Source organism: Burkholderia sp. E168m15 (assembly GCF_016586105.1).
Taxonomy (GTDB): domain Bacteria; phylum Pseudomonadota; class Gammaproteobacteria; order Burkholderiales; family Burkholderiaceae; genus Burkholderia; species Burkholderia orbicola.
The window spans coordinates 23,980-30,239 of sequence record NZ_BCPO01000116.1 but is presented as its reverse complement, the minus strand read 5'-3'; the positions used below and the strand labels follow the sequence as shown (position 1 = coordinate 30,239).

Genomic DNA, 6,260 nt, shown 5'->3' with positions numbered 1-6,260 from the left:
ATCGGCCGGCACGCCGGGCAGCGTCTGCGCCGCCGGCGCCGCGCCGCGGCCGATCAGCGCGACGCGTGCGCCGCGCTCGCCGAGCCACGCGGCCGTCGCGACGCCCAGATGACCGAAGCCGCCGGTGATCGCGACTGCCTTGCCTTTCAGGTCGTGTTCCATCGATGTGTTCTCCTGGATCGAGGGTGATGGGATGAAATGCCGACAGCGTAGCGCCGTTCACGCGTTCGTGCGCACGGGATGAAGGTGCGGCAGCGCGGTTCCTCGGTCGTTTCGCTTCGGTTGCCCGGGCGACAGCCCGGCGGCTGCGCCACGAAACGGATCGCGGTCCACACGCACGCGCCGCGGGCCATCGCAACGTCGCGGGCGAGGTGGGCTGCCGAGGGCGTCGGCGAGCCGATGCGCCGCGACACCACATGCCCGGCCCGACCAGCGCGCCAACCGACGGACGGGCATAATGCGCGATGCCCGCCCGGCGCGGCAAGCGGCACGACAGCTGGCTTGCTCGACAGCCTGCACCGCCGCCGCCCACTCGCCACCCGAACCTCAACCCGTCAATCCCATGCAAGTACTCGTCATCGGAACCGGCAAGCTCGCCAACGAGTTGCTCGGCTCGCACAAGCTCGACCCGGCCACCTACCGCGTGATGCCTTGGTCGGACACCACGCGAACCGACGCCCGGTCGATCGTCGTCCATGCCGGTTCCGGCCGCGAACTCGCCGCCGCGATCGCGTTCTGCCAGGCCACCGCGTCGCCGCTCGTCGAGCTGTCGACCGGCTCCGACCTCGAAACCGGGACGTACGGCTTTCCGGTCGTGCTGTGTCCGAACACGAACATCCTGATGCTCAAGTTCATGAGCATGCTGGAAACCAGCGGCCACCTGTTTCGCGACTGCGAGATCAGCGTGACCGAGTCGCATCAGGCCGGCAAGACGTCCGTCCCCGGCACAGCCGTCGGCATCGCCGCGTCGCTCGGCGTGCAGCCGGCAGACATCCGCTCCGTGCGCGACCCGGCCGTGCAGCGCAGCGAATTCGCCATCGCCGACGATCAGCTCGGCCGCCATGCGGTTCACCGGATACGCATCGACGACGGTGCATGCAGCCTGCAGTTCGAATCGCGCGTATCCGGCGAGACGCCTTATGCGGACGGCGTATCGCGCATCGTCGAGGCCGTGCGGCAGCACGATCTCGAGCATCGCCGCTATTCGATCGTCGAATTCATCCGCAACGGCTGGCTGTAGTCAGGGCGGCGGCGCGCGGCACGGCCCGCGGCGGCCCGGTACGCGCGCCTATGCCGCCACAGCGTCGCTGCAGCCCTGCGAACCGCCCCTCGCTATCGTTCTCCGAGCACCGCCCCGCTCTCCGGCAAAGTCGCCCCGCCATCGACGACGATCGTCTGCCCGGTGATGTACGCCGCGTCGGCCGACGCGAGAAACAGCATCGCGTTCGCGATGTCCTCCGGCTCGCCCATCCGCGCGAGCGGAATGTCGTGCGCGATCTGCGCCGCGACCGACGCGTCGCCGAGATTGCCGGCCGCCGGCGTGCGAATCATCCCCGGTTCGACGCCGTTGACCGTCACGTTGCGGCGCGCCAGCTCCAGCGCCGCCGCCCGGATGAAGCCGTTCACGCCGGCCTTCGACGCCGCGTAATGCGCAAGCCCCGGATAGACGACGCGCGGCCCCGTCACCGACGACGTGACGAGCAGCCTGCCGGCCCCCGCCCGCTGGAATGCCGGCAACGCGGCCTGCGCGAGCCAGAACAGCGCCGACAGGTTGACCGACAGCGTGCGATCGAGCGTCGGCTCGTCGATCTGCATGAACGGCGTCAACGGAAAATACGCGGCATTGTGGATCACGACATCGAGTCGGCCGCCGTCGCGCTCGACTGCCGCGACGAGCGCATCCAGGTCGCCCCGGCTCGCGGCATCGACCCGATACGCGCGTGCGTCGCCGCCCGCGCTGGCCAGCGCGTCGGCCTGCGCGGCTGCCGCGTCGCCGTTCAGGTCGGCCACGGCGACGAACGCGTCGGATTCTGCGAAACGGCGCGCGATCGCCGCGCCGATTCCTTGCGCGGCGCCCGTGACGAGCACGACACGGCCGCCGAAATCCGCCCGCAGGCGACCGCTGCCCGGCACGGCAGTCATCGCTGCGCCTCGCCGCCGGGCGGGTACACGGTTTCGTTCAGCACTTGCGCGTAAGCGCCGATCTGGAAATTCGACAGCGTGCCGAAATCGCCGCCCTGATAGCCGAAGATCTTGCCGTCGGTCTTGCGCTGCGCGAGGTCGATCAGCACGACGCCGAGCGTCGGCACCACTTTCTCGCGCCACACGAACAGATACAGCTCGTCCGCCATCTTGAAGTAATGGCAGCGGTCGACATCGGCCAGCCCGCCTTCGACGCCTTGCAGGCACTGCCACGCGTAGAAATTCTCGTTCAGGTAGATGTGCTCGTAGCATTCGGTCGGGCTGTAGCGGTACATCGTCCGCTTGCCGATCAGCTCGTGCGTGGGCGCATGCAACGGCCCCGGCTGCGCGTGGCCGCCGAGCGTGCCGTGCCGGAATTGCACGTCGACGGCCGTCAGCGGCAGCCCGCGCGCGACGCGCGTGAACGCATCGATGCGCGTGTCGGCTTCCGTCGGCAGCGTACCGACGACCGACGTCCACACGCCGGTGTCCAGATCGATCACGAGGCTGACCGACGTCGCCCGAGCAGTGACATCGATGTAGTCGACGAAGTACAGTCCATCGCGCAGCCGCGTCACGCGGCACGGCGCGCGGCCGCCCGTATCGCTCGCCGCATCGCGCCACTGCAGCGCATCCGGCTCGAACGTATAGACGCGCCACGCGCCCGATGCGTCGCCAAGCGCCAGCGTCCGCCCGACGAGTGCGTCGACGGGGGCGAGGATGTTCGCCTCCGGCGCGAAGCCGTCCGCGAGCGCGCCAACCTGAATGAATACCGGGTCCTGTCGTTCCACCTGCCGTCTCCCATGCAGCTTCAGGCCCGGCGGGCCGTGTACGCTGCCGATGTGCACATGGTGCCGGCTGCACGCGCCGCGCGATATCCGCCAAAAGGATGAAGGGCGCGCGGCGCCGGAACGCGCTAAAGTGCACGTGATCCGCGCCGCGACCGGCGCGAGGAGCGCACATGCACCGTGTCACCCACTATCGACGCACCGGCGAAGGCATCGAAGCGATCAGCCTCGAATCCGACCGCGCGTTTCCGCGCCACGCGCACGACGAATTCGGGGTGGGCGTGATCGTCAGCGGTGCGCACCGGTCGTGGAGCGGTCGCGGGCAGGTCGACGCGCTGGCGGGTGACGCGATCATGGTCAATCCCGGCGAGATGCACGACGGCTCGCCGCTCGAGGCCGGCACCGGCAGGCGCTGGCGGATGCTGTACCTCGCGCCCGGGCTGGTCGCGGGCGTCGCCGCGGAAGAAGGCCTCGGCGGCGTCGAGCTTGCCCATCCGGCCGTGCGCGACGCGCGGCTCACGGCCGCCGTCGGTCGGCTGCATGCGCGCATCGTCGCAGGCGAAACCCCGCCGCTGGCCCGCGACGAAGCGCTCGTGATGCTCGTCGCCGGTTTGCTCGCCCGGCACGCGAACCGCACGCTGCCGGCGGCCGGCGTCGCGCCGGCCGTCCGCGTCGCGCGGGAGCGGCTCGATGCAGCGCCGGCTGCTCCCGTGTCGCTCGCCGAGCTGGCCGACCTGAGCGGCGTCAGCCGCTTCCAGTTGCTGCGCGGCTTTGCGCGCGAGCTCGGCATCACGCCGCACGCCTATCTGGTTCAGTCGCGCACGCGGCTGGCGCGCGCGCTCCTGGCCAGCGGCCTGCCGATCGCCGATGCCGCGGCCGAAGCCGGCTTCGCCGATCAGAGCCACCTGACGCGTGCGTTCGCACGCCAGTTCGGGATCACGCCGGGGCGGTTCACGCAGGCAGGATAATCAACGCATCGCCCGCGCAGTGCAGAGCTACCGGGCGCAGTGCATTCAAAGGCGGTTGCTACCTCGACGGCAGCCACGACCTATTGCGTCAGGGCCTGTCGACGGCGCACCGCATTCAATGCCTCTCGCGCTGCAATTTCGTTCAAGACGCGCCCCGCCGCCATACGCGACGATGCGACGCATGAAGACACGACTGATTGGCTATCTCTATCTCGCCGCCGCGATGGCGGGCGTCGGCAGCACCGTCATCGCGAGCCGTCTCGCGGCCGGCGGCCTGCCGCCGTTCGCGGCCACAGCGCTGCGCTTCCTGATCGCGACCCCGCTGCTGTTCGCGCTGATGCGCGCGCAGCACATGTGCTGGCCGCGCATTTCCGCACGCGACGCCGTGCTACTCGTCATCCAGGCGGCGGCGGGCGGCGTCGGCTATACGGTGCTGCTGATCAGCGGCACGAAACTGTCGTCGCCGCTCGATGCGGGTGTGATGCTCGGCACGCTGCCGGCCATGTCGACGCTGATCGCGGCCGTCGTGCTGCGCGAGCGGCAGACGCCGCGCGACTGGCTGGCCGCCGCGCTCGCCACGGCCGGCGTGCTGTTCGTCACGTTCGCGCCGGGCCACGCGATGCCGTCGCTGCAAACACTTGCCGGCGATGCGCTGGTGCTGGCGGCCGTCGCATGCGAAGCGGTCTTCATCCTGCTCAACCGACGGCTTGCCGCACCGGTCCCGCCGCTCGCGCTCTCCACCGCGATGTCGGGCCTCGGCTTCGTGCTCGCACTCGTGCCGGCCGCGTTCGAATGGCAAGCAGTGGCGAGCGGCTGGACCGTCGGCGCCGTATCGGCGATCGTCTACTACGCGTTGATTCCGACCGTGCTCGGCTACCTGTGCTGGTATGCGGGTTCGGCCCGCACGAGCGGCACCGAGGCGGCCCTGTTCACGGCGGTCGCGCCGGTTTCGGCCGTGCTGTTCGCGGTCGCACTGTTCGGCGAAACGCTGACCGGCACGCGTGTCGCGGGCATCTCGCTCGTCGTCGCCGGCATGCTCGTCGGCGCGACGCGACGGCGCGAGCCGCCTGGCGCATCACGCGCTACGCTCGCCGCGCGGACCGCCATCGACTGACTCGCGCGTTCATTGCCTCGCGGCGAAAAGGGCTCCGGCACCCTGCCGTCGCATCGCCTGCCGATCGCCACCTTTCCGCGATGCAGCCGGCGACTGTAGGAATGTGTCCTCGCACCGCAAAACCGTTGCGCACGGCTGCGCAAGATGCAATATTCGCGTGGCCACACCCTTTGACAACCATCGAACAACAATCCGCCAAGCAATGAACAGGAAGGAAGCCAAAACAAGAATCGCGGTGCTGCTGTCCGCGGGAACGAGGAAGGCCGACACATTGGCCGAACTGTCCGGACAGGGGCTCAAGGATCGCGTGCTCGCGCACCTGATCGCATCGCGCCCGGACCCCGAACGCTGCCGCAAGAACAAGGTGCACGTCCGGATCCTGATCGCGCTCGGCATCGCCCAGTTGGTCATCAGCCTGATGCTTGCGTATTACTTCTTCGTATCCGGTGCCGGCAACGTCCTCGTCACCGTCTTCCTTGCGCTGACCGTGCCGCTGTCGCTGCTGTTCATCTGGGGCTTCGCGACCCATCGGGTGGGCGCATATCACGCGTTCATCGTGCTGTCGCTGCTGCAGATACCGAAGGCCGTCGCCGATCTCGGGCGCGATCCGGCGGCCGCGCTGCCGAGTCTCGCGATCACGGTCGTGCTGGTCGGTTACGTGTGGTTCGTCCGCACCCGGTTGTTCCCCGACTACGGCTGGTTCACGCCGCGCAAGGTCGAAGGCCGCTACGCGTTCGTGGAACGCGCCTGACGCCACCGGCATCGACCCGCGCGTAAAAAAAGGCGCCGAGCCTCCCCGCAATCGCGGGAAGGCCGGCGCCTTCTGCATACCGGAACCGGTCGGCTTACTTGGCCTTTTCAGCCGAATCGCTGATCGCCTGGCCGCCCTTCGAAATGTCCTGGCCCACGCCGGCGACCGTATTGCAACCGGCGAGCGCCGCGGTCACCACCAGCAGCATTGCAGCAATCGTACGCGTCATTCTCATTCTCCTTCGAATCAACATGCCCATTCGGGCGAATCGTGTGCGGCTGGCGCCCGGCACGCTGCCGGACACGGGGCCTGACCTGATTATACGGAGACGCAGGCCGCGCGCCAGTACGGCTCCGCCGAGTGTCATACGCACCACACCGCGCATGCGCGCAGATTTTTCTTGACTTCATTGCGGCAGGAACTAATATACGCACCGCGTATATTTTCCGCCCAGGAGC

At 69.0% G+C, this 6,260-nt stretch carries 8 protein-coding genes; 4 read left to right on the top strand and 4 right to left on the bottom strand.

All coding sequences use genetic code 11. The annotated features are described in order from the left end of the window. A partial coding sequence (locus tag JMF86_RS18485) for a KR domain-containing protein (RefSeq protein ID WP_201317101.1) occupies positions 1-162 on the bottom strand: 162 nt, incomplete at its 3' end. A 400-nt stretch (positions 163-562) separates the two neighbouring features. On the opposite strand from JMF86_RS18485, the gene JMF86_RS18480 reads away from it, so the two are divergent. After that, on the top strand, positions 563-1,240 hold the full coding sequence (locus JMF86_RS18480) for a dihydrodipicolinate reductase C-terminal domain-containing protein (protein WP_011547343.1): 678 nt from the start codon (positions 563-565) through the stop codon (positions 1,238-1,240). Between the two features lie 92 nt (positions 1,241-1,332). Here the strand turns inward: JMF86_RS18480 and JMF86_RS18475 are convergent, their stop codons facing one another. Together JMF86_RS18475 and JMF86_RS18470 are read right to left on the bottom strand one after the other, a co-directional pair. Then, on the bottom strand, positions 1,333-2,142 hold the full coding sequence (locus JMF86_RS18475; protein ID WP_011547342.1) for an SDR family oxidoreductase: 810 nt from the start codon (positions 2,140-2,142) through the stop codon (positions 1,333-1,335). Further along, complete coding sequence (locus JMF86_RS18470; RefSeq protein ID WP_011547341.1) at positions 2,139-2,972, bottom strand: molybdenum cofactor biosynthesis F family protein; 834 nt, start codon at positions 2,970-2,972, stop codon at positions 2,139-2,141. Before JMF86_RS18470 ends, JMF86_RS18475 begins: the two co-directional genes overlap by 4 nt. 170 nt (positions 2,973-3,142) lie before the next feature. On the opposite strand from JMF86_RS18470, the gene JMF86_RS18465 reads away from it, so the two are divergent. From JMF86_RS18465 to JMF86_RS18455, 3 genes are all read left to right on the top strand, one after another. Further along, entirely contained in the window at positions 3,143-3,937 is a 795-nt protein-coding gene (locus JMF86_RS18465; RefSeq protein WP_011547340.1) for an AraC family transcriptional regulator, read from the top strand. 181 nt (positions 3,938-4,118) lie between these two features. After that, positions 4,119-5,051 carry a DMT family transporter gene (locus tag JMF86_RS18460; protein ID WP_012339713.1) on the top strand — a complete coding sequence of 311 codons (933 nt, stop codon included), beginning with the start codon at positions 4,119-4,121 and terminating at the stop codon, positions 5,049-5,051. A 202-nt stretch (positions 5,052-5,253) separates the two neighbouring features. After that, positions 5,254-5,802, top strand: a complete 549-nt coding sequence (locus JMF86_RS18455; protein ID WP_011547338.1) for a hypothetical protein — start codon at positions 5,254-5,256, stop codon at positions 5,800-5,802. A gap of 94 nt (positions 5,803-5,896) precedes the next feature. On the opposite strand, the gene JMF86_RS18450 is transcribed toward JMF86_RS18455, so the two are convergent. Further along, positions 5,897-6,031: an entericidin A/B family lipoprotein gene (locus JMF86_RS18450; protein ID WP_006485835.1), complete on the bottom strand. Its 135-nt coding sequence runs from the start codon at positions 6,029-6,031 to the stop codon at positions 5,897-5,899. Between the last annotated feature and the right edge of the window lie 229 nt (positions 6,032-6,260).